The 21,242-nt window shown below is 58.4% G+C and carries 19 protein-coding genes and 1 pseudogene; 9 read left to right on the forward strand and 11 right to left on the reverse strand.

Annotated features, from left to right (window positions below):
* Positions 1–137 precede the first annotated feature (137 nt).
* The gene (locus tag GSQ90_RS23575; RefSeq protein WP_158817421.1) at positions 138–1,859 is read right to left on the reverse strand and encodes an FAD-dependent oxidoreductase; all 1,722 of its coding nucleotides are present in this window, start codon (positions 1,857–1,859) and stop codon (positions 138–140) included.
* 310 nt (positions 1,860–2,169) lie between these two features.
* Here GSQ90_RS23575 and GSQ90_RS23580 point away from each other — a divergent pair, with 310 nt between their 5' ends.
* The 3 genes from GSQ90_RS23580 to GSQ90_RS23590 all read left to right on the forward strand — a co-directional run bounded on the left by GSQ90_RS23580 (position 2,170) and on the right by GSQ90_RS23590 (position 4,599).
* The gene (locus GSQ90_RS23580) at positions 2,170–2,637 is read left to right on the forward strand and encodes a nuclear transport factor 2 family protein (protein ID WP_158817422.1); all 468 of its coding nucleotides are present in this window, start codon (positions 2,170–2,172) and stop codon (positions 2,635–2,637) included.
* A 695-nt stretch (positions 2,638–3,332) separates the two neighbouring features.
* On the forward strand, positions 3,333–4,232 hold the full coding sequence (locus GSQ90_RS23585; protein WP_210254954.1) for an alpha/beta fold hydrolase: 900 nt from the start codon (positions 3,333–3,335) through the stop codon (positions 4,230–4,232).
* 202 nt (positions 4,233–4,434) lie between these two features.
* Complete coding sequence (locus GSQ90_RS23590; RefSeq protein ID WP_158817423.1) at positions 4,435–4,599, forward strand: ATP-binding cassette domain-containing protein; 165 nt, start codon at positions 4,435–4,437, stop codon at positions 4,597–4,599.
* Between the two features lie 532 nt (positions 4,600–5,131).
* Here the strand turns inward: GSQ90_RS23590 and maiA are convergent.
* The 6 genes from maiA to GSQ90_RS23620 form a co-directional block, all read right to left on the reverse strand.
* On the reverse strand, positions 5,132–5,776 hold the full coding sequence (gene maiA, locus GSQ90_RS23595) for a maleylacetoacetate isomerase (RefSeq protein ID WP_158817424.1): 645 nt from the start codon (positions 5,774–5,776) through the stop codon (positions 5,132–5,134).
* Between the two features lie 12 nt (positions 5,777–5,788).
* On the reverse strand, positions 5,789–6,739 hold the full coding sequence (locus GSQ90_RS23600) for an MBL fold metallo-hydrolase (RefSeq protein ID WP_158817425.1): 951 nt from the start codon (positions 6,737–6,739) through the stop codon (positions 5,789–5,791).
* 306 nt (positions 6,740–7,045) lie between these two features.
* A complete protein-coding gene (locus GSQ90_RS32915) occupies positions 7,046–7,270 on the reverse strand; it encodes a hypothetical protein (RefSeq protein WP_158817426.1) in 225 nt (74 codons plus the stop codon).
* 77 nt (positions 7,271–7,347) lie between these two features.
* Positions 7,348–8,349, reverse strand: a complete 1,002-nt coding sequence (locus GSQ90_RS23610) for an ABC transporter permease (RefSeq protein ID WP_246731741.1) — start codon at positions 8,347–8,349, stop codon at positions 7,348–7,350.
* Positions 8,346–10,820 (reverse strand): ATP-binding cassette domain-containing protein, encoded by a 2,475-nt coding sequence (locus tag GSQ90_RS23615; RefSeq protein ID WP_158817427.1) that lies wholly within the window; start codon positions 10,818–10,820, stop codon positions 8,346–8,348. The genes GSQ90_RS23610 and GSQ90_RS23615 overlap by 4 nt, the downstream gene beginning before the upstream one ends.
* A gap of 14 nt (positions 10,821–10,834) precedes the next feature.
* A complete protein-coding gene (locus GSQ90_RS23620; protein ID WP_158817428.1) occupies positions 10,835–11,947 on the reverse strand; it encodes a substrate-binding domain-containing protein in 1,113 nt (370 codons plus the stop codon).
* Positions 11,948–12,247: 300 nt separating this feature from the next.
* On the opposite strand from GSQ90_RS23620, the gene GSQ90_RS23625 reads away from it, so the two are divergent.
* The 6 genes from GSQ90_RS23625 to GSQ90_RS23650 all read left to right on the forward strand — a co-directional run bounded on the left by GSQ90_RS23625 (position 12,248) and on the right by GSQ90_RS23650 (position 17,541).
* Positions 12,248–13,009: an IclR family transcriptional regulator gene (locus tag GSQ90_RS23625; RefSeq protein WP_158817429.1), complete on the forward strand. Its 762-nt coding sequence runs from the start codon at positions 12,248–12,250 to the stop codon at positions 13,007–13,009.
* A gap of 232 nt (positions 13,010–13,241) precedes the next feature.
* Positions 13,242–14,063 carry an IclR family transcriptional regulator gene (locus GSQ90_RS23630; RefSeq protein WP_210254955.1) on the forward strand — a complete coding sequence of 274 codons (822 nt, stop codon included), beginning with the start codon at positions 13,242–13,244 and terminating at the stop codon, positions 14,061–14,063.
* A 284-nt stretch (positions 14,064–14,347) separates the two neighbouring features.
* Positions 14,348–14,989, forward strand: a complete 642-nt coding sequence (gene nthA, locus GSQ90_RS23635; RefSeq protein WP_158817430.1) for a nitrile hydratase subunit alpha — start codon at positions 14,348–14,350, stop codon at positions 14,987–14,989.
* A gap of 9 nt (positions 14,990–14,998) precedes the next feature.
* Positions 14,999–15,685 (forward strand): nitrile hydratase subunit beta, encoded by a 687-nt coding sequence (nthB, locus tag GSQ90_RS23640; protein WP_158817431.1) that lies wholly within the window; start codon positions 14,999–15,001, stop codon positions 15,683–15,685.
* The gene (locus GSQ90_RS23645; RefSeq protein WP_158817432.1) at positions 15,682–16,065 is read left to right on the forward strand and encodes a nitrile hydratase accessory protein; all 384 of its coding nucleotides are present in this window, start codon (positions 15,682–15,684) and stop codon (positions 16,063–16,065) included. Before nthB ends, GSQ90_RS23645 begins: the two co-directional genes overlap by 4 nt.
* An 84-nt stretch (positions 16,066–16,149) precedes the next feature.
* On the forward strand, positions 16,150–17,541 hold the full coding sequence (locus tag GSQ90_RS23650; protein WP_158817433.1) for an amidase: 1,392 nt from the start codon (positions 16,150–16,152) through the stop codon (positions 17,539–17,541).
* A 338-nt stretch (positions 17,542–17,879) separates the two neighbouring features.
* Here GSQ90_RS23650 and yghU read toward each other — a convergent pair.
* The 4 genes and pseudogenes from yghU to GSQ90_RS23670 form a co-directional block, all read right to left on the reverse strand.
* A pseudogene (yghU, locus tag GSQ90_RS23655) lies at positions 17,880–18,804 on the reverse strand (glutathione-dependent disulfide-bond oxidoreductase).
* A 7-nt stretch (positions 18,805–18,811) separates the two neighbouring features.
* Complete coding sequence (locus tag GSQ90_RS23660) at positions 18,812–19,573, reverse strand: glutathione S-transferase family protein (protein ID WP_158817434.1); 762 nt, start codon at positions 19,571–19,573, stop codon at positions 18,812–18,814.
* Between the two features lie 292 nt (positions 19,574–19,865).
* On the reverse strand, positions 19,866–20,627 hold the full coding sequence (locus GSQ90_RS23665) for an SDR family NAD(P)-dependent oxidoreductase (protein ID WP_158817435.1): 762 nt from the start codon (positions 20,625–20,627) through the stop codon (positions 19,866–19,868).
* A 65-nt stretch (positions 20,628–20,692) separates the two neighbouring features.
* Entirely contained in the window at positions 20,693–21,112 is a 420-nt protein-coding gene (locus GSQ90_RS23670) for an EthD family reductase (protein ID WP_158817436.1), read from the reverse strand.
* Between the last annotated feature and the right edge of the window lie 130 nt (positions 21,113–21,242).

Consider the following 21,242-nt stretch of genomic DNA (forward strand, 5'->3'; position numbering starts at 1 on the left):
CAAGCAGTCACCGACTGGCACAAACAGAGGCCGTCGCTCTGATCGTTGGTCGGGTGCTATAGTCGCGGCCATCTGCCGATATCTATTGGTGTTCGTCGCTCAAGGCTCACAGTCCTTGGCAGGGCGCCGAACAACTGCTACGCGCGCGCCTCGGCTAAGTGCCGAGCAGCGATGTAGCCAAATGTCATCGCTGGTCCGAGAGTGGTCCCACCGCCGACGTAGTTTCCGCCAAACACACTCGCGTTGTCGTTACCAACGGCATAAAGACCAAGCACGGGCTCACCATCGGAGTTCAAGACCCGAGAATATCGATCGGTCTTCAAACCGATGAATGTTCCGAGATCGCCCGGGAAGACCCTAATCGCATAGAAAGGTCCCTGCTCGACTGGCGCAACGCACGGGTTAGGTTTGTGGTCGGGATCACCCAAATAGCGGTTATACGCCGTGGTGCCCTTACCGAATTGCGGATCCTGCCCAGCGCGTGCGTGCACGTTGTAGTCAACCACCGTCTTCTTAAAGTTCGCGACATCGATGCCGGCCGCAGTGGCCAGGTCATCAAGAGTTTTGCCCTTCAAGAGATAGCCCGAACGCACGTGGTGCGAGTAGGGCAATGGGTAGGGCTTTACGAACCCCATCCCATAACGCCTCAAAGCTGCATGATCGCAAATCAGGAATGCCGAGCAGTCTGCTGTATCCTGACACACATGAATCATCGCGGAGATGAAATCGAAATAGGAATTCCCTTCGTTAACAAAGCGAAGTCCCTTCCTGGTCACTGCGATAATCCCCGGCTTTTGACGGTCGATGAAATGGGGAAACAGGCCCGTCGTTCCGTCGCGATGAGGAACCTTTGATACAACGGCCCAAGCGGCGGGACTGCCGACGGCCGAATTAATCTCCCCGCCAGCCGCCTCTCCCAGTCGAATACCATCGCCAGTGCTCGCCGGTGACGTCGGCGACCAGTGTTCGGAGCCATTCAGAAGGTGCGGATATAGTTTCGCTCGGCGCGCCATATCATGTGGGAAACCGCCGGCGGCGAGAACAACGCCGCGACGAGCAGTCAGCGAAACCCTCTTTCCCTCGCGTTCCACCACGACGCCAGTGACCGTTCTTTGGCCGTCCTCTTGAAGCTCCTTAACTGGTGACGACAGCCAGATAGGAATATTCAAATCGAAGACAGCTTTAGCCAATCTTCCCGCCAACGCATTTCCGTTTGTCAATCGCATACCGCGGCCATGGAACGCCAAGTCGCGCGCATATTTCAGCAGAAGACCCGCTACGATGAAAATCGACTTGATAGAGCGCGTCGCGTTGAGAAAGTGCCGGATTTCCTTGTTCGAACCCAGCATCATCCCCAGCAATGTGATTTCCGGAAGTGGCGGACGGAGTGTCTTTATCCGTCCACCGAGCTCTCGTCCGTCGAATGGTTGGGCGCAAATCGACCGGCCACCAACAACGCCCCCTGGTGCCTCAGCGTGGTAGTCTGCGAAAGTTGGTCCGAGATAGAACTTAACTGCGGTCTCTTTGTGGAAGAAGTCGACCATCTTTGGACCGTTGTCGAGGAACGCGTTGACGCGACTCTCGTCAAAATAGTTTCCCGCCTCGTGGCGCAAATAGGTGTAAGCGGCCTCTCGAGTGTCCTTGATTCCCTCCTCCTTGGCTAACGAATTACATGGAATCCAAAGCCATCCGCCAGACCTGGCGGTCGTCCCACCATATACGGGCTCCTTCTCCACGATCGCGACGCTCAGACCTAGCGAGCGAGCGGTGATCGCGGCCGACAGTCCCCCTGCGCCGGCGCCAACGACGATCACGTCATAGACGCCCATGTCATCCGACTGTATTTGTGCTTCCGTCATCTAATCTCACCGCCATTTCTCAAAGCCCAACCGACAACGACGAAACGACGGTACGGCCGATTCGTGCCATTTGCGATTGACGAATTCATTTGTTATAAGAGAATTGCTCGCCACTTTCAAGCGGGGCGGCTTTTGCAAAAGCCAAGCTCATTGAGGACTCTGCGCGCTCGCAATTTCAGGCAGCTCAGTCAATCCGGAAGGATCAGCTTTATGTCGCTCGTGGGACGTTGGTCATCCAGATCCGCGATGATCAATCCCGACGCCAGTATCTTTGAGTTCATATGAAAATTGACCGGATCAACAAGGACTCATGGCCATGATGACATCTGAAGAAACCAAGGCGTTTGTTCTCCGAGCCTTCGACACTCTCTTCAACAAGCGGGATTATGCCGAAGCGGCGGAGTTCTGGTCTGAGACCTATATCCAGCACAGCCCACAGGTCGAGCCTGGGCGAGACGGTCTACTCAACTTGGTCCGCAGTCTCCCAGAAACGATGAAATACGAGAACCAGCTCATCGTCGTTGAGGGCAGCTATGTAATACTGCATGGACGATTTAGCGGGATGGGCCGCTCTCGGGCATCGGTCGCAGCCAACGTCTTGCGGATCGAGGAAGGACGACTGGCGGAACATTGGGATGTGTTCCAGGACGAAGCGACTGCGGCGGAATCGAAAAGCGGCCTGCCGATGTTCGGCAATTCATTCGCTGCACTTGATCGCCAGCCTGCACCCACCGCAGTGGGATTGTCGCTGGCGATTGAAGAAAGCAAGGGATCGTGACGCGGCCGCATGAAGCGCTCAACGCCCCCCGAGAAAGACGTCGCGGCCTTGTTAGCCAAAGCGACGAATCCTGATCACAACTCTTATCGTACAAACGAAGAGTGGCTCCCGCGCGACGGGCTAGGCGAGGCATTTGAGTCGATCGATTTGGCTGTCCCGGCCTATGCTGTACGATCGAGGATATCCGGCTGCTCGGCGACCAAATCGAGGTGCGTCGCAAGGCGACCGGAACGCCAACCGGACGAAACCGACTGGCAAGACCTTCAACACATTGACGATAAGAGCCCCTGTTTGACCCACTCGCCAGATTCAAAGCAAACAACGGTCCTAGATCGAGCGGCCCGCACCCCGGAAAAACGATCATCCAAAGCGGATCCACGGAAATCCTAGACCATCGTTTTCCCCTTTCCCACGAAAGTATCTTCATCGACACGAAGAAGAACGCCAATGCGATATGGCAGAAATCGAGGTCAATATGTCATTCCCTCCGTGAGCGACTCCCTCTAGCCTAGTAGACGCCGACATCGATAGAGACGGGCGATGCCCGAGTAACTTCCGCGGACAAGCCTACCATCTAGCACTCTTCGTACGGCTCTTTCTTGGAGGCGCGTCATCTTTGGCGCCCAGTAGGTCGAGGCCTACTCCCCCAAGCTCTCTCAATCCCAAGCCAGCCCAAGCGGAGATCGGACACGACCATGTTTTCTGTCAATCGCCGGAACCTACTCGCTCAAGCTCTCACACTCGCGATCCTGCAACCTCTCTCGATCGCAATGGCGCAATCCTCACGGAATACGGACAACACCATGGCTTTCCTCAATCGAAAACTGCACGTCGACGGACTCGAGTTCAACGTACGAGATATTGGAGTCAAGGAGCCCGCCTTAGTGTTCATTCACTACATGGGCGGGGCGGGACGAACGTGGGACCTGGTTGCAGAGCGACTGTCTGAGCGCCACCGCTGTGTTGCCCCGGACCTTCGCGGTTGGGGTGAATCGGACAAGAACGCGACCAACTATGACCTGAATACTCAAGCCGATGACATCGCCGCCATCATTCAATCGCTTGGGATTTCGCAATACATCCTCGTCGGTCAATCGATGGGTGGAAAGATCGCGCAAATCCTCGGAGCGCGCAGGCCGTCAGGCCTTAAGGGCCTCGTCCTAGTTGCGCCGGCTCCTCCGACCCCGATGGAAGTCCCGCAAGAGCAGAAGGACGCTTACTTGAAAAGCTATCTGAGTGCGGAAGGACTTGAGACCGCACTTACGGTTCTTACTCATCGGCAGCTTTCCGCAGAATTGCGACAACAGGTGATCGACGATACCCTTCGGGGCGCGGTCGCAGCAAAACGCGCTTGGTTTGACAAAGGTATGTCGCTCGATATCCGAGATCTAGTGGCCAACATCAACGTTCCTACCACGGTCATCGTCGGAGACGCCGATAAGGTCGAGAACGAACCTGGGTTGCGACGCGAGCTCGGGAGCCGCATTAAAGGGACCGAATTCATCATCCTGCCGGGCGTTGGGCATTTGTCGCCACTAGAGGCGCCGGACGAACTGGCGGCCGCTATCACGACGGCGATCGCGAGGACGCCATAGCACGGGACGCGCATCGCGGCATCTGCGCCGCGATGCGCGAATGCCGCCGGCGGGACTATTGATTGTCGGGGGCGTTGATCAGGGCCTAACCAACGAAACGGGAAATCCGCGATGCTTTGTCGGAAGGACGCGGGTTCGCATGACTTCGTCGAAGGCGAGTCGTGGCGGTCGATCCTCACGATGAAACCGATCTGCAAAGGTCTTGGGAGGCAAAGCCTTTAAGAGCATTGATTTCGATCTACGAGCCGGAGAGGTCCACGGGCTGATCGGCGGGAACGGCGCGGGCAAGTCAACTCTTATCGCGATCGCTTCTGGCGCCCTTCGGCCGGATTCTGGCTCAATGAAAATTGCCTCGCAATTTTGTTGATGGCGATCCGGATCAGGCCCAAGAGCTTGGACTGGCAACCGTCCGTCAAGGGCCCTTATGCCCGCCCTTACTGTTGCGGAAACTCTCATTCTTGGATTACCTGCATCTCGACGTCCCCACATTCGGACGCTTCAAGTATGGGTCGAGGAAGACCTGGGATTTGGTACCAAGGATCGAGTCGCGTCAGTCAATCCAGAGCTGCGCTTTAATGTCCAAATTGCACAAGCTCTGGCCTGTGACCCAGAGATACTCGTGCTTGATGAGCCTGCAGCTCCACAGATCGGTGAAGTAGCAACGTTCGCATCGGGCGAATCACGGCTCGTGGAGCGGCCGTCATATACATTTCCCAGCGCATCCGCGAAGTACGCGCGATTGCCGGCCGTCTCAGCGTGTTGCGCGATGGCCAATTGCAAGGAACCTACCTCGCTAGAGGCCTCTGACCGGCTCCAGCTCTTCCCGCCTGCATTTACCTGCGCCGTCGCCATCTCCGTGGCATCATCGGCATCTTTGCCGGAACTAGCCATCGCGACTGCTATACGGCTTCGCAGGGGTTTTGAGGGTATGCAGTGCTGAACGCGGGAAGCGCTTCGCAGACTGCTTTAGTCGACCGGACCCTTGGCAGGTCGGCTGTTTCCACTCCCCATCGATCGGCGTTGTACATCTGAGGAACCAGGCAGATGTCAGCAATGGTGGGTGTCGGCCCATAACAGAAGGCGTCCGATGGAAGCCGGTTCAGCATTCCCTCGACTGCGACCAATCCATCCCGGATAAACTTCCGCATCCATGCAATTCTGGCCCTGTCGTCCCCACCAGTGATCGATTGGACGTGGGCCACGACGGAGAGATTGCAGATCGGATGGATCTCCATCGCGATAGCGTGAGCCACGGCACGGACCTGTGATCGCGAGAACGGATCTTTTGGCAGCAACGTACTGCCAGGAGTGATCTCGTGGAGGTATTCGATGATCGCAAGCGACTGAGTGAGATCATGTCCGTCTATCCGGAGCGTCGGAACCAACCCTTGCGGATTCCGCGCAAGATTCTCCGGCGTCCGCTGCTCGTGTGCTAGTAAGTTTACGGACACGATTGTGTGTGGCAGTCGAAGCAGATTCAGGGCGATCCGCACCCTAAAGCTTGAAGACGACCGCCAGTAGTCGAACAAAACCGACTCACTCATATGCGCTCCTTTTCATCCTTGAAGCCGGTCCCACATTTCCCGATCACGCTGCGCCGTCCATATCCTGGGCGTGTCGAGTCCGAGCGCCTCGTCATAAGCACGTGCGACGTTGAACGGGAGGCAATGTTCGTATATCGCGTAGGACGCGAATTTCGGATCGCATTCCGCACGGCACGCGTCCCACGCTTCCTTCAACGAGCCACCGCCACGAGCAACTCGCGAGACCGGACGATAGGTCGACGTTACAAAGTCAGCCGTGTTGTCGAGTGCAGAGTTCACTTGCTCGGCGCCCACAAGAGCGCTGCCACGGCCTGGCGCGATCGCGGTCGGCTGGATCTCACGGATAGCGGCCAGGGTCTGGGGCCAATCCCCGAAATGCGCGTCGCCACAGTAGCAGGCAGAATGGTATTCGACGATATCGCCAGTGAACAGGACGTTTTCGTCAGGCACATGAGCGACAATGTCCCCAGCCGTGTGAGCGCGCCCGAGAGAGCGCAGGTCGACACGGCGCTTGCCGAGGTAGAGAATCATGCGATCACTGAAGGTCAGAGTCGGCCAAGTCAGGCCTGGAATGGATGCGTGGCCTTGGAAAAGACGGGGGAACCGGCCGAACTCGGAATCCCAGTCTTCTTGACCCCGTTCGACGATCATGGACCGGCACTTCTCGGAGGAAATCACCTCGGAGGCGTTGAACGCGGACGCGCCGAGCACCCGCACAGCGTGATAGTGTGTCAGGACGACATACTTGATCGGTCTGTCAGTGACAGAGCGAATTTTCTCGACGACGAGACTTGCGAGACGGGGTGTCGCCTGGGCGTCGACAATCATCACGGAGTTGTCGCCGATGATGACGCCAGTGTTGGGATCGCCCTCGGCTGTGAACGCCCATAGGTCCCGTCCGATCTCGGTGAAGGAACATTTTTTTTCGGTCAGGTCGCCCTGAGATGCGAAAGCTTTGGCCACGGGTTCTCCTTCTCGCTGAGACAGCGATTGCAGCGTTTCCAGATGTTTCGTCTACTTCTTGCTACCAGCGCCGTTCGGCCGGCGCGGGGAGAATTCTGCCCACGCACTCGCCAGACCCGACGCGGTAACTGCCGCCCTCAGCCCAACGGAACTCTGTGCCCACGCTGAACGCATGCTGGCGCAAGGCGGAGAAGTTCGCATAGCCGGCGACATCGAACGGCAGATGCAACTGCGCCCGGTGCGCCGGGACGAGCGCATACCTTCGTAGCGCATCGTTAGAGCCCAGTGCATCGTCACCGCCCTCCATTAGCGGGGACGTGAGCCTGGTGCGAATCTGCTCCAAGCTTCCGGACCAAAGGCCATGAACGCATCTAGGGATTCGCTTCCGAAAACCTGGTATTTTACCGTGTCGATCATCTGGTCTCCGATGGCGGCCACGCATCGAAAGGGGGAATTACTGACGCTGAAGATGTTGTACGGCAGATTCTGGACCGGGAAATGGCAGCCCCGTTCGTTGGTCGATTGATCCAACTACGCTGTTTCACGACTGCATCCGTACCTTTTGGACTGTGAGCACCGCGACGGCGCGCTACTGAGTCGGAAGCCGATTAGCGCGGCACCCGCAGGAGACCAGGGATATGGCGGATGGTCGTCGCGAGGACGATGACGCCGGCCTGGACGAGCAGTTGGAAGGCGGTCCCAGCCCCAAGCGCCAGCACCATCATGCCTAGTTGCGTCATGAAGATCGCGGCGACACCAGAAGCGATGACGCTTCCACGGCCGCCAGTGAAGGGCGTGCCTCCTACCACGACCGCGGCGATGCCTGGCAGGAGATAGTCGTTGCCCGCAACCTGCGAAGCCGAGCCAATGAAGCCCGCGTAGAGCATCCCCGCGACAGCGAAGCAGAGCGCAGCGGCGGCATATGTCCCAACCTGATACCGCAGGACGCCGATGCCGGCGGCGCGCGCGCTTCTCTGATTTGCTCCAACGGCGATGAACTGGCGGCCGATGAGGGTGCGTGTGGAGACGAAAGCGGCGAAGGCGACGAACACGAGGGACAGAAAAAGTGTATACGGCACGCCAAACAGCCGCTCGTGAGAGAAGTCCTCCAGCGCCTTAGGCACGGTCATCGGACTACCTCCGGACAGTGTCTGGATAGCTCCAAGAAGAAGAGCGTTGGTCGCCAGAGTGGCCACTATCGGCATGATGTTCAGGCGAGCTATCAATAGACCATTCACGGCGCCACAAATCGCACAGACAATCAGCGTCAGGACGACTGCCAGGAAGATGGAACCTGTCGAAAAGCCCAGCTGGGCGACAAGGATGCCGCTGAGGCTCATGAGGCCCGCGCTCGACAGGTCGAGGCCGCGCTGCTGGATGACAATTGTCTGTCCGATCGCAACGATGGCCAGCATCGCGGCAAAAGGAAGCATGGCGACGATCGACGTAAAGCGGACGGTCCCGGGGGCCACTATGGCGCTGATCCCGAAAAGAGCACTGGTGGCGATCCAAATCCAGCCGAACTCCCCTGTTGACAACCGCCCTTTCATTTTTGCTACACCGCTTTCTGCAGAGGTTGGCACGGCTTGATTGGCTAAAACGTCGCTCATGCTGCCACCGCCATCTGTCTGCTCTTGGAATAGAGGGACACCGCGATGATGATCATCGTGCCAAGCAGATACGATTGCCAAGCTTGATCAAGGCCGAGGAACGTTGTGACCGTGTTGACCTGGATGATGAAGATTGCCCCCAGGAGAGCGCCGATGAAGGACCCTCGCCCGCCGAATAGGCTCGTTCCACCGATGACGACAGCAGCGATGCTACCGAGGGTGTAATTCAGGCCGGCGCGCGGATCACCGATTCCGACCTGCTCGATCATTGCGACGGCTGCCATGAACGCGAGAAGCGAGCATCCGAGGTAGGCGACCAGTCTGGTTTTGGCGGGAACAATACCAGCTACGCGCGCGGCTTCCTGCCGAGACCCGAGGCCACGGAACGTGAAGCCGAGCCGATGGCGGAAGAGAATGAATTCGAGGACGAAGCCGACCAGCACTGCGGTTACGAAGGTCAGCGGAATGCCGCCAAAGCGCTCGCCGATCAGGCTGAGAATTTCCCCATCGATGCTGCCATCGGGAGCAGGACGCAGGATCAGCGACACCGCCTGAACTCCCATGAAGGTCGCGAGCGTCGCAATCATCGGATGGAGCTTAAACGGTTCTACGAGGAGCCAGTTCAGGACCCCGATCGACAGCGCCGCCGCTAGCATGAAGACCCAGCCCATCGCATGGACCTCTAACCCGGCGTCCTGGACGAGATAGAATGACCCCACAACCTGGACCAAGCCCATAGCCGGACCAATTGAAAGATCGATACCACCGACGAGCAGAAGGATTTGCTGGGCATAGGCGGCCAGCGCAAGAGTGCCGACCAGAACCAGCATGCCCGATATGTTTCTCATCGAGAGGTAGAACTCATTCTGCGAGGCGGCGACTGCGCCCATCAGAAGGATAGCGAGGCCGATCATCACGAGTGGCGCGGCGTCTCCTGCGGCCCATCGCCAGAAACCGCTCGCCATGCGTTCCGACCTTGTTCTGACCGAGGTCGACTTCAGTGCAGCGCCCGTAATGGCGTTTTCGACGACTTCATCACCGCTCAGCGTCTTGACGACGCTGCCCCGTGAGAAAACGACCACGCGGTCACAGAGACCTGCGATCTCCGCGGCGTCCGAGGACATGACGATGATCGCCATCCCCTTCTTCGCGTTCTCCCGCAATATCTTGTAGATTTCAGCGCGGGCCCCGACATCGACGCCCTGTGTCGGCTCATCGACGAGCAGAACGGTCGGATCACTGGCGAGCACGCTGGCAAGTGCGAGCTTCTGCTGATTGCCGCCGGAGAGCGACGCAATCGGCGTTTCGGTGCTGGGCGTCTTGATCGCGAACTGGCGGATCGCCTGCGCGGTGCGGTTCGTTTCGTGTCCCGTGTTGACCACCATGGAATAGGTATCTTTCCACGCGCTGCGCGAGGAGAAATTCTCGCGGCACGTAAGGTCCGCGAAAATGCCTTCCCGATGGCGGTCGCCGGGCAGATAGCTGATGCCGTTACCCATGGCGGCGATCGGTGACGTCACCCGGACGGCCCGCCCATCCACCAAGACATCGCCGGATTTGATCTTGTTCAGACCGGCTAAGGCACGGATGAACTCATGCTGGCCGTTGTCGCTGATACCTGCAAGGCCGAGAATCTCGCCGCGCCGCAAGCTTAGCGTGACGCTGTTGAAACCCTTGCCGGCCAGTTCCCTGACGGAGAAAACCTCACCTTCGAATACGGTCTCCTTCTCCGGGAACTCTCGCTCGAGGTCGGTGCCCACGATGAGGTGGATGATGGCGTCCTCGCTCAGAGACCTAGCGGAATACGTGCCTTGGCTCTGCCCGTCCCGGAGCACCGTAAGGCGATCGGCGACAAGCTGCACCTCTCGAATTCGGTGAGAGATGTAGACGACAGCGGCGTTGCGGGCGGTCACATCCTTGATGCGGGCGAACAGGCGCTCCATGTCTTCGGCGGCGAGATGTTCGGTCGGCTCGTCAAGGATCAGGACTTTCGGTTCACCGGCAAGGGCCTTGACGATTTCGACGATGAACCGCTGCTCGGGGTTGAGCGTGTCGACGCGGTCGGAAGGCTTGACGGTGATGTTCTCGTTCCATCGGCATAGAACCTGAGCCGACCAGCGCGAAAGATCGCCGATGGCTGGGCGTGCGCCTTCGCGCACGCCCAGATAAAGGTTCTCGGCGACGGTGAGATCCGGCATGAGAGCCGGCTCCTGCCTGACGATGGCGATCCCCAGCGCTCGCGCCCTTTCTGGATCGCCACTCATCACTTCGCCGTCGATCGTGACAGTGCCTTCGTCGGCGCGGAGCGCTCCCGAAGCCACTGCCATAAGAGTAGACTTCCCAGCTCCGTTCTCGCCGACCAGTCCGTGGACTTCGCCCGCCAGGACATCGAACGTCACGTTGTCCAGGGCCTTCACCCCAGGAAAGGTCTTCGATATCTCCGAGACTGCCAGGAGAGTGGAGCTGCTCATCTCAATCCGTGCCGCTACTTGTTGAAGAGAGCGTGGAGCGTTGCCTCCGGCAGGCCCGACGACAGGTCGGCATCCGGAGGCGCGTTGGTATCGCACTTCGGGTCGAGGCCGGTTTCGCTGTTAGCATAGATGAATGGGACAACAGCCGACGGTTCCTTGTTTTCGATGCCCTGGAAGGCGGCAACTGCGGACCGGACAGCAAAGCGAACGGTGTTGGTCGTACCGTCAAGCGTTAAATATTTCCAGGCTTTGCCGTCTTTCTTGGCGCTCACGTATTTGCAGTTGAGTTCGTTGTTGCTTGCCAACGTTGCTTGGGCTGGGACCGGAAGGCCAGCCTGCTCGAACGCCTTGATGGCCGCGAGCGTCGTCACTCCGTAGTCCGACGCGATGCCATCGATCTGCGGATATTTGGCGATAAGGCCCGTAACAGCCTTCTGCGCCGTAGCCGGGTTCCAGTCGGTGACGATGTAGTTTTCGTCGAGCAGCTTCATCTCCGGATAGTTCTTTAGGCGTTCTTTAAAGCCGTTCATGAAGACCTTCGAGGACGCGGCGCCGGCAGTGCCGCCAAGCAGGACGACATTGCCCTTGCCATTCAGGGTCTTGCCAAGCCAATCCGCCCAAATGCCGCCCGTGTAGTGTTGATCCTGATAGGTATTGGCGGCGTAGTCCGTGCCAACCTTTCCCGAGAGGTGGGAGAAGTACGGCTCCATCGTAACGCCGTCCTTGAATGCCTTCCGATATGCAGGGATGGCTGCATCGCCGAAGTCGGTGAGGGCAATAATGATATTCATGCCTTGGGCGACAAAGCTGTTGATGTCGCCGTTGTATTTTTGCTGGTCGCCGCCTGCGTCGGAATACTTCGTCGCGGTGACGTTCGGGCACTTCTTGATCTCGTCCTCGAACTCGGCGCGGGCAATCTTGCGCCAGGTATCAGCCCCGAAGCCGTCAATCAGAGCAACCTTCATCGGTTTCGTGCCGCAGAGCGGCGCTATGTCGGCTCGCTTATCCATCGACACGACATCGTCGGCGTAGGCACCGATTGCCGACAAGGCGAAAGCAGCCATGGCGCAAAGGACTGCCGTCGCGCTGCGACGAATCTTGTTGGTCGTGAAATTTTCGTCTGCCATTTGATCCTCCGCGGGCCCGAAAACCTCACATGCCGGGAGCGCTGACAGAGGTTGCCGGTGTGCCATCGTGGCGTCGGCATTAGCTGCTCTCTGAAATCCCTGCGCCAGTTCGTGGGTTTCTGCGTCCCATAGCTAAAGTTCCCCAACCTGATGTTGGTGTATGCAATTCACCATTAGCAAATCGATATGTCAATAAAAAATTTAAGATTACGCACTTGCTCCTCCTGCCCCCTTCGGCGCTTGTCAGCAGCTCTTGTGGCGTACAGAACGGGATTATTAGAGGGTTCGGGAGGCACGCCGATGGCATCTGGAGCGCGGGGGATTCAATCGATCGAGGTTGGAGGAGCGATTCTGGAAGCCTTAGTGGTGACGCAAAAGCCGGTCACCCTTAGGGACCTCGCCGTCATGGCCAACATGGCTCCGGCTCAGGTGCACGCATATCTTACGAGCCTCCGGCGAATCGACCTGGTGGAGCAGGATGCTCAAACAGGCCTGTATTCAATAGGGCCGTTTGCATTGAGGTTGGGTTTGGGGCGAATCCACAGCCATCCCACCCTCGATGAGGTTAGCAAGGTACTTGCCCCGCTCTCGGCCGAGACCGGCCTGATGACGGTCATGGCAGTGTGGGGGCCGCAAGGGCCGACAGTCGTTCAAACCCAGGAAGGCTCCACGTCGCTGAACCTCAATATCCGCATGGGCACATTGTTCTCGCTTGTTGGGACGGCGACTGGCTGGACCTTCGCTGCGTTCAAGAAAGGCGATGACGTCATAAAACGCCTCAAATTCGAACTGAGAAGTTCCAACAAGACGCTATTGGCGAAGCCCTCGGAAGCAAAAGCGATTTTCGAGAAGGCAGTGAAGGCGACCCGGGAGCGAGGTTATGGGGAGATAGCGGGTGGCGCGATTCCAAACATCAATGCCGTTTCGGTACCGGTATTCGACGGTGCTGGCGAACTGGCAGCGGTAATAACAATGATCGGGACCAGCGAAACTATGGATCTGAACGGCAGCAATCCTGCCATACAGCGCGTTCTTGCGATCGCGAAAACCCTGAGTAAATGAATTAGGCGACCTCGCAGCTGGTGTCTTGATCGCCCGAAGCCCTTCAGATGGACAAAGTCCGCCACCGACCTTCTCGCCTCAATCGAGCGATTCTGCCTTGCAATCCTCAAAACCGCTTACCAACAGGCCAAAATCGCCGGAACCTCGGAATCACGATACGAGCGAATTGTTTCGTCCAAAACAAATGATACAAAGCTAAAGAAATGCGGAGGTGCCGCAAGCGGATATGGATATGAAACCTGACGGACGTGGTGTGCAATCAATCGAAGTCGGAGCGCGCCTTCTCAATGCCCTTGTGACCGAGGGCGAGCCGATGATGCTCAAGGACCTCGCCAAGCAGGCGGGGATAGCCCCGGCACAGGCTCATGCCTACCTCGTCAGCTTCCGGAAGCAAGGTTTGATCGAGCAAGAAGCCCAGGCCGGTCAATACCGGCTGGGACCATTCGCACTCGAGCTCGGCATTACGCGGATGCGCAGCTTCGATCCCCTGCGCATGGCGACTGAAGGGGCAATCAACCTCGCCACAGAAACAGGGATGACGGTTGCCGTCGTCACCTGGGGTTCATTCGGCCCAACGGTCATCCAGGTTCACGAAAGGGGCGATCAGATCAACATGAATACTCGTGCAGGGACGGTTTGTTCCGTCAGCGGCACCGCCAGCGGCCGGGTGTTCGCTGCCTTCATGCCGGAAGGCTTGATTCGCGAGTCCGTCAAGAACGAACGCAAGGAAGACAACATGAGCCAGCGGATCGGCAAGTCCCAGTTTCTGTCCAAGACAACGATTGCAGAAATTAGGCGAAACGGCTTCGCCACCATCGAAGATCGCCCGGTGCCGAGCCTTGGGGCGATTTCCGCGCCGGTCTTTGATCACGTCGGCCAGATGCAGCTGGCAATCACCCTCATTGGCCCGGAGAAAGTTCTCGACACCTCGGTTGGAAGCCCGTTCGTCGAGGCGTTGCTGTCGGCGACGAACGCTCTCTCCTATCAGCTTGGCTTCGATGCTCGGCATACCAAACCCGGCGGAACGGCAATTGGCGCGATAAATCGCGATTAGTCATTTGCTAATCCATTTTCCTTGAGATAATAGTCCTTCCAATTCATGATTGTCTGGAAGGCGAACCGGACGAGTTAGTTGGGCCCGCCGTGCTCCTCGAATCGTCAATGTCGAGCTAAGTGACCGGGTCGACACCCTTCATCGACGGAGGGTCTGGCAGATTAGCGCACGAGGCTAGCGGTTCGGTATTTACAAATCCATACACTGGGAGTTTCGTGCCACTCACATATGCGACCCAAAGAAAGCATGAAGAGCCACGGTCGCACAGAATGGGAAAACACAGAATGACCCGCGAACACGATCATATTCACGCAGACGACGGCCACGACCACCATCACGCACCGCCCGAAGAGGTCGTTGTCCGGGTGAAGGCGCTTGAGAACTTGATGGTTTCGAAGGGCCTTGTCGACCCCGCCGCCATCGACGAAATCGTCGATCATTATGAGAACCGCATCGGCCCTCATGTCGGAGCGAAAGTCGTCGCGCGGGCATGGTCGGACGAAGCCTTCAAGCAACGACTGCTCGACAATCCGAATGGCGCCCTCGCAGAAATGGGTGTGTCGCGTCTCCAGGGCGAAGACATGGTCGTTGTCGAGAACACCGACGAAGTGCACAACATCCTCGTTTGCACGCTCTGCTCCTGCTATCCATGGAACGTGCTCGGCCTGCCGCCCGTCTGGTACAAGTCCACCCCTTATCGCTCTCGTATCGTCAAAGAACCTCGTGCCGTTCTCAGGGACGACTTCGGGGTCGCGGTTCCAGACAGCAAGGAAGTGCGTATCTGGGATGCGAACGCCGAATTGCGATACATGGTTCTGCCCCAGCGCCCGGTTGGCACCGAGAGCCTGACGGAGGAGCAGCTAGCCGAGCTGGTTACCAGAGACTCGATGCTCGGCGTCGGCCAGCCCAAAACCGCAGCGGCGTGAGGCGACGCGATGAACGGCATACACGACTGCGGTGGCATCGATGGTCTGGGGCACGTCACCGTCGAGAAGAACGAACGTGTCTTCCACGACGATTGGGAACGACGCATCTTCGGTTTGAACTGGGCCATAGGTATGAACGGTTGGTGGAACCAGGATGAATACCGGCACGCCATGGAGGACCGTCCCATGATGGACTACATGCGCGACACTTATTACGAAAAGTGGCTTTTCGGCATCGAGCGGTTGCTCGTCGAGAAGGGGGTATTTACGCGCGAGGATCTTCTGGCCGCCGGGGCTCTCGACACGCAGAGCCTTCCGGCAGGCGCCCAGCCCGCAATGAGCGTAGAGAAGGTGCCCGTGATCGTTCGCGACGGGTTCTCTTACAGACGCGATGAAGCGGCCGCGCCTCGATTTGTCGCTGGCGACCGAGTGCGAACTCGCAACATCAACATCAAGGGTCACACTCGTCTTCCCCGTTACGCGCGAGACAAGATCGGCATCATCGTCGTGGACAGAGGCGTGTTCTCCTTCAATGACAGCGCCGCCAACGAGGGCGAAGAGCGGCCGCAGCATGTCTACTCTGTTCGCTTCACCGCTCTGGAAGTGTGGGGCGAAAACGTCAGCCCAAAAGACACGCTTTGCCTTGATCTCTGGGACGAACACATGGACTTCGCAGCGGAGGGGACGAGCAAGTGAGCCTTCAGCTCTGCCTCAATGCCCCGCACATCCCGAAAGACAACGGCGATGTGATTTTCTCGGCACCGTGGGAAGCAAGGGCTTTTGCCCTGGTGGTCAAGCTCCACGATGCCGGCCACTTCTCCTGGAAGCAGTGGGTGGAGACGTTCAGCGCGGAGGTGGCGCGCGCTGAGAATGTCGAGCACATCAGGGAGGGCTACACCGATGACTATTACGAATGCTGGCTGGCAGCGATGGAGAAGCTCCTCAAGCTGCAAGGCCTCATGACCGATGAGAGCCTCGAGGAGGAAATCCAGCGCACGCTGGAGAATTGGCCGCATCCGGATCACGTCGTCAAACGCGAACCGATAGCCCGAGATCCTGCGAAGACTGGGGCCTGAGGAAGCGGATCGACCGTGCTCCAATGCGATTATTGAACGCGTTTGAGGTTGCTGCGCGGTTCTTTCGGCAACCACGGAGGATTTATGGTAGCCGACAACATCCACTATCTCGGCCTGGCAGAAGTCGCCGGTCTCATAAGACTTCGCCATGCGACATCGATTGAAGTGACTGAGGCTCTTCTAGACCGGGTCGGTAAGCGTTCTAATCTGAACGCGTTCATCACCCAGACGGCGGACCTTGCGCTTCAGCAGGCACGTCGCGCGGACAGCGAGCTCGCCGCTGGCCGAGTTCGCGGACCGATGCACGGCGTTCCGATTGCGGTGAAGGACATCGTAGATATGAAGGGCTTCCCGACCACGGCCGGAATGCCGCTCCGCCGGGAAGCTGTCGCCAATGGCAACGCGTCGGTCGTGCAACGTCTTGAAGAGGCAGGTGCAGTCATCCTAGGCAAGCTCAACCTGACCGAGGGTGTGTACGCGGAGCATCTTGCGCCATACGGACCACCGTTGAATCCATGGCACAACGACCGTTGGCCAGGAGCCTCATCGAGCGGAAGCGGCGTCGCGGTTGCCGCGGGACTTTGCTACGGAGCGGTCTCGTCGGACACCGGTGGATCGATACGACTCCCGAGCGCGGTCAACGGCGTTACTGGTCTCAAACCAACCTGGGGCCGCGTAAGCCGACATGGCGTCTATGAATTAGCGGCCACCCTCGATCATGTCGGCCCCATCACGCGAAGTGCGGTCGACGCGGGACTCATGCTTGGCGTGATGGCTGGTTTCGACTCGGCTGATCCGACCTCGTCTTCGTTGCCGGTTCCCGACTACATTCTGGACCTGAACAACGACCTCTCCGACTTGCGGATCGGCCTGGATCGCGATTGGACCGCCCACGGTACCGATCAGGCGACAATGGCCGCACTCATGCAAACGCTCGAAACGTTGCGCTCGCTCGGCGCCGAGATCGTCGATATCAAATTCCCGGATCCCTCGCAGATCGTCTTTGACTGGTTCGACGTCTGCGCGGCTCAGACAGCGTTGGCGCATACGGAAACCTTCCCGTCCCGCAAAACCGAATATGGTACCGCGCTCGCAAACCTTCTTGAACTTGGCAACCGCATGTCGGCGCTCGATTACCAGAAGGTCATACTCAGGCGCGAGGAATTCGCCGGGTCGGTCCAGGCGGTGTTCCTCAACGTTGATCTTATCGCGTGTCCGGTTCTCGGATTCCCGGTGCCCACGCTCGAGCAAATGTCCCGGGTGGACGACGACATGATATCCGGTCTTCATAGGTTCACCTGCTCGTTCACAATGTCGAGGAACCCGACGATCACCATGCCTGGTGGCATGACGACAGACGGCATGCCGATTGCGGTCCAGTTCGTCGCGCCGCACTTCCAAGAAGAATTGCTGGTGCGAGCGGGCCACGCATTCCAATCGGCTACCAACTGGCACCTTCAGCATCCAGCTGGCTAACTGAACAATCTTCGCATAGTTTGACCAGCGTTCTGCCCGAACGCGGGGAGGAGGAATTGTATAATGAGCAAAGCAAATCTTCTCCAAAGCCCCGCGCCGGAGCGCCATCTTCCTCGGGTGAAGGCCGTCTGGCGAAGACCGATGAACGACGATAGTGCGTTGGTGTGGCTCGATGATCGTGTCCACTAAGGAGATGGTGGACACTATCGCAAATGTCGGACCACAAGGAAGCTGACAAGTTGCGAGATGGCGGCCGTCGGCGCCAGCTTTGGTTATCGATCGTAAGCCGCAGATCAATGCGGAGTCCCTCGGCCTGCGTCGAAATTGCTTTGACCGGATTACGTTGAAGATCCGATCGGGGCGAGCTTGCTCTGCGTCATCACGTCAAAATCAGAACCGTCATGCCGCTCGTGGAGTTGCATCGAAGCCTCTCCGGAAATCCGGTTGACCATCGCGCCGCGCTGAGCAGCTGGCCGCTCGCTGATCTGCTTCGTCCATCGTTGGACGCTCTTATATTCCTCCACCGAGAGAAACCTGCCAGCATCTTCGTAAATGGCGTTTGCGGCAAGCCGCCCGTACCAAGGCCAGATTGCGATGTCGGCGATAGTGTACTCGCCTCCGGCCATGTATTCGTGATCGGTGAGGTGGCGGTCGAGGACGTCCATCTGCCGCTTCACCTCCATTGCATAGCGGTTGATGGCGTATTCGATCTTCATTCGTTGGGGCGTACGCATAGAAGTGACCGAAGCCGCCACCAAGAAACGGTGCTGAGCCCATCTGCCAGAAGAGCCAGTTGAGCGTCTCGGTCCGCGCGCGTAGTGCGGTGGGGAGAGAGGCCCCGAACTTGTCTGCAAGGTAGACAAGGATCGAGCCAGATTCGAAAATGTGGATCGGTAGTCCGCCACATTTCGGCGCGCGATCGACCAAAGCGGGTATCTTGGAGTTAGGGTTCACCCCGACGAAGCCTGAGCCAAATTGGTCTAACTTATTGATATTGATAAGCCAGGCATCGTATTCAGCACCCGAGTGGCCGGCAGCCAAGAGCTCTTCCAGCAAGACAGTGACCTTCACTCCGTTAGGGGTGCCTTGCGAATAAAGCTGTAGCGGGTGTTTACCGACCGGCAAGCTCCTCTCATGTGTCGCGCCAGCAATCGGACGATTGATCGTAGCAAAAGCGCCACCGCTCTTGCTCTCCCATTTCCAAACTTTTGGAGGAATATAACCCGTTGGCACGCCCCTCTCCGGCGGTTCCGTGTCGGTCATCGTGTCCTCACAATGAACTTGTAGACGTAACGTTCATCCCCCACGCATCGGGACTTGCGGCATACCGACCGCGACCGAAGACGCGATCCATCTCGTCTGGCGTGGAGGTCGGAAGCGTCGACGGATGTGAATCTATTACTTGCAATGCCCGTTGCACCGCGGCTCGAGCCGCAATGCCGTCAAACCAACGCCAAAGATGAGGATAGTCTGGATTTCCCGCCCGCATGAATGACTGGGCCTCATTGAATCGGCTTGCCTGGTTTCGTAGCCATGGGAAGGTCGCGATGTCCGCGATGGAATAGTCATCTCCTCCCAGAAAATTGTGTTGACTTAGGCGATCATCAATCAGTCGATAAAGCGTGGCCGCTTGGGTCGTGTAGCGTGAGACGCCATAAGCGTTGTCACTGGCGAAGCGCCGGAAATGGTTGAATTGGCCGAACATCGGGCCAATGCCCGTCAGCTGGATCATCAGCCATTGCAAAACCTCATAGCGAGTCGAGCCCGACGAAGGCAGGAAGCGACTCGTCTTTTCCGAGAGGTAAATCAGGATGGCTCCTGATTCAAAAATGGTCTGCGTACCGCCGCCGAATGGCGTATGGTCCACTATCACCGGAACCTTGGAGTTCGGATTAAGTGCGCGAAAGTCCGAAGCGAACTGTTCGCCCTTCCAGATGTTCACCTGATGGGCACGATAGTCGAGATCACACTCCTCTAGCATAAGATAGATCTTTTGAACGTTCGGACTTACCATGGCGTACAGTTCAATCACGTTGCGTCTCCTCTTATCGACAGCCAAGCGTCGGTTTATCCTGGAGCCAATTATCGAAGTACGTCTCGCTAAATCGGACGCACGCGTTCATAGGTGCGCGCTCTGTTAGGCGGGCTCGATCGGACTGCGACTTTGAACGAAGGGCATCGGGCCTGCGCGCTGTGCCGATCAGCAAAGCTTCTCGTCCAGAAAGTGGGTGCTCGCGCTTTTCCATGTATTCCAAACAGGCGATCACGCCGAAACCTCATGAGTGCGGGCTTCCGGCCTACCCACGATGTTGATGCCAGCGCCGTCACATGGCGAGGAAGCCGCCGTCGACCGGCACCATGATGCCGGTGACATAGCTGCCGAGCGCGTCGGCGCTAAGGAACACCGCGGCTCCCACCAGATCGTCGGGCTCCCCGACGCGGCCGAGCGGGACGCGTTTCAACAGCATGTCGCGCTTCTGCAGATCGGTATCGATCCACGGATTGATCGGGGTGCGAATGACGCCAGGCGCGATGCCGTTGACGCGAACGCCAAACGGTGCGAGCTCGACGGCGAGTTGTTTGGTCAGCAGCAGCACTGCGCCCTTGCTCGAGGCGTAAGCGGCGCCCTTGGTCGCGAGACCCAGGAAGGATTGCACGGAGCCGATATTGATCACCGAGCCGCGTGTGCGCTTGAGCGCGGGCAGCAGGCTCATGGTGGCATAGTAGGTGCCGTCGAGGTTGACGCCGAGCACGCGTTTCCATGCATTGAGAGCCTCATCGCTGTCACTGTCGCCACGGAAGATGATGCCCGCGTTATTGATGAGGATCGATACGTCGCCCACCTCGGCTGCGATTCTGGTGGCGATGGCTTCGCCGGCGGCGCGATCCGAGACGTCCCAGGTGAACGACCATGCCTGCCGCCCGGCGTCGCGGATCAGCGCGGCGGTTTCCGCGGCCGCACCCGCGTTGACGTCGGTGACAACGACGTCGGCGCCCCAGCGCGCCAGACCGACAGCCAGACCGCGACCGTTGCCCTGGCCGGCTCCTGTGACGAGTGCAATCTGTCCAATCAGCAAGTCATACATGCAAGCATCTAATGAAAAGCAGTGGCTGGCGACGAGGGCGGTGCAAGAGTCCCGACCAGTGCGGCTTACCGCACTGGCACGACCGTGCGTTCGTCGATCGACAGCGCGGTGACGTCACCCAGAAATTCGCGAGCGTCGGCAACCACCGCTTGCCATTGCGGCGATGCGAGAACGCTAGTCATGGACGCCGCATCGGCAAACCAGACCTCCGCAATCCCGTCGATCGACTGAATGCTACCCGTCGCGGATTCGACCTTGTTCTGGACATAGCCCTTCACACCGTCGACCTGCCTGACCATGGCCGCATGCTGTCCGAACCATCGGCGTTCGAATTCGTCGGCATCGATGCCGCTTTTGCGGGCGAGCAGAGATATGCGCTTGATCATACTGGTCTCCGGATGAATGAGATGAGCCGCGTCCCACGCAGGGCCGCGGCGAATGAGCGGGTCATCACCTAAGTCAGAGGGCTTCAAGGCTTTTGTCACCGTGTCCTCGTAGGTCGCGAACTTGCCGTCTTGCCAATGCGCCTATTTGTAGTCGGGCGCCGACAGCGCCTGGCGCAGCTTTGGCCCGCCCGTCGTGCCCGCCTGCCGCGCTGTCCACAACACCGCGTGG

Origin of the sequence: Methylocapsa sp. S129, from assembly GCF_009765995.1 — a bacterium.
Taxonomy (GTDB): Bacteria; Pseudomonadota; Alphaproteobacteria; order Rhizobiales; family Beijerinckiaceae; genus Roseiarcus.

Bases quoted from the DNA above. Each gene is read 5' to 3' on its own strand.
- GSQ90_RS23575 (WP_158817421.1), bottom strand. From the start codon at position 1,859: ATGACGGAAGCACAAATACAGTCGGATGACATGGGCGTCTATGACGTG.
- GSQ90_RS23580 (WP_158817422.1), top strand. From the start codon at position 2,170: ATGGCCATGATGACATCTGAAGAAACCAAGGCGTTTGTTCTCCGAGCC.
- GSQ90_RS23585 (WP_210254954.1), top strand. From the start codon at position 3,333: ATGTTTTCTGTCAATCGCCGGAACCTACTCGCTCAAGCTCTCACACTC.
- maiA (WP_158817424.1), bottom strand. From the start codon at position 5,776: ATGAGTGAGTCGGTTTTGTTCGACTACTGGCGGTCGTCTTCAAGCTTT.
- GSQ90_RS23610 (WP_246731741.1), bottom strand. From the start codon at position 8,349: ATGAGCGACGTTTTAGCCAATCAAGCCGTGCCAACCTCTGCAGAAAGC.
- GSQ90_RS23615 (WP_158817427.1), bottom strand. From the start codon at position 10,820: ATGAGCAGCTCCACTCTCCTGGCAGTCTCGGAGATATCGAAGACCTTT.
- GSQ90_RS23620 (WP_158817428.1), bottom strand. From the start codon at position 11,947: ATGGCAGACGAAAATTTCACGACCAACAAGATTCGTCGCAGCGCGACG.
- GSQ90_RS23625 (WP_158817429.1), top strand. From the start codon at position 12,248: ATGGCATCTGGAGCGCGGGGGATTCAATCGATCGAGGTTGGAGGAGCG.
- GSQ90_RS23630 (WP_210254955.1), top strand. From the start codon at position 13,242: ATGAAACCTGACGGACGTGGTGTGCAATCAATCGAAGTCGGAGCGCGC.
- nthA (WP_158817430.1), top strand. From the start codon at position 14,348: ATGACCCGCGAACACGATCATATTCACGCAGACGACGGCCACGACCAC.
- nthB (WP_158817431.1), top strand. From the start codon at position 14,999: ATGAACGGCATACACGACTGCGGTGGCATCGATGGTCTGGGGCACGTC.
- GSQ90_RS23650 (WP_158817433.1), top strand. From the start codon at position 16,150: ATGGTAGCCGACAACATCCACTATCTCGGCCTGGCAGAAGTCGCCGGT.
- GSQ90_RS23665 (WP_158817435.1), bottom strand. From the start codon at position 20,627: ATGTATGACTTGCTGATTGGACAGATTGCACTCGTCACAGGAGCCGGC.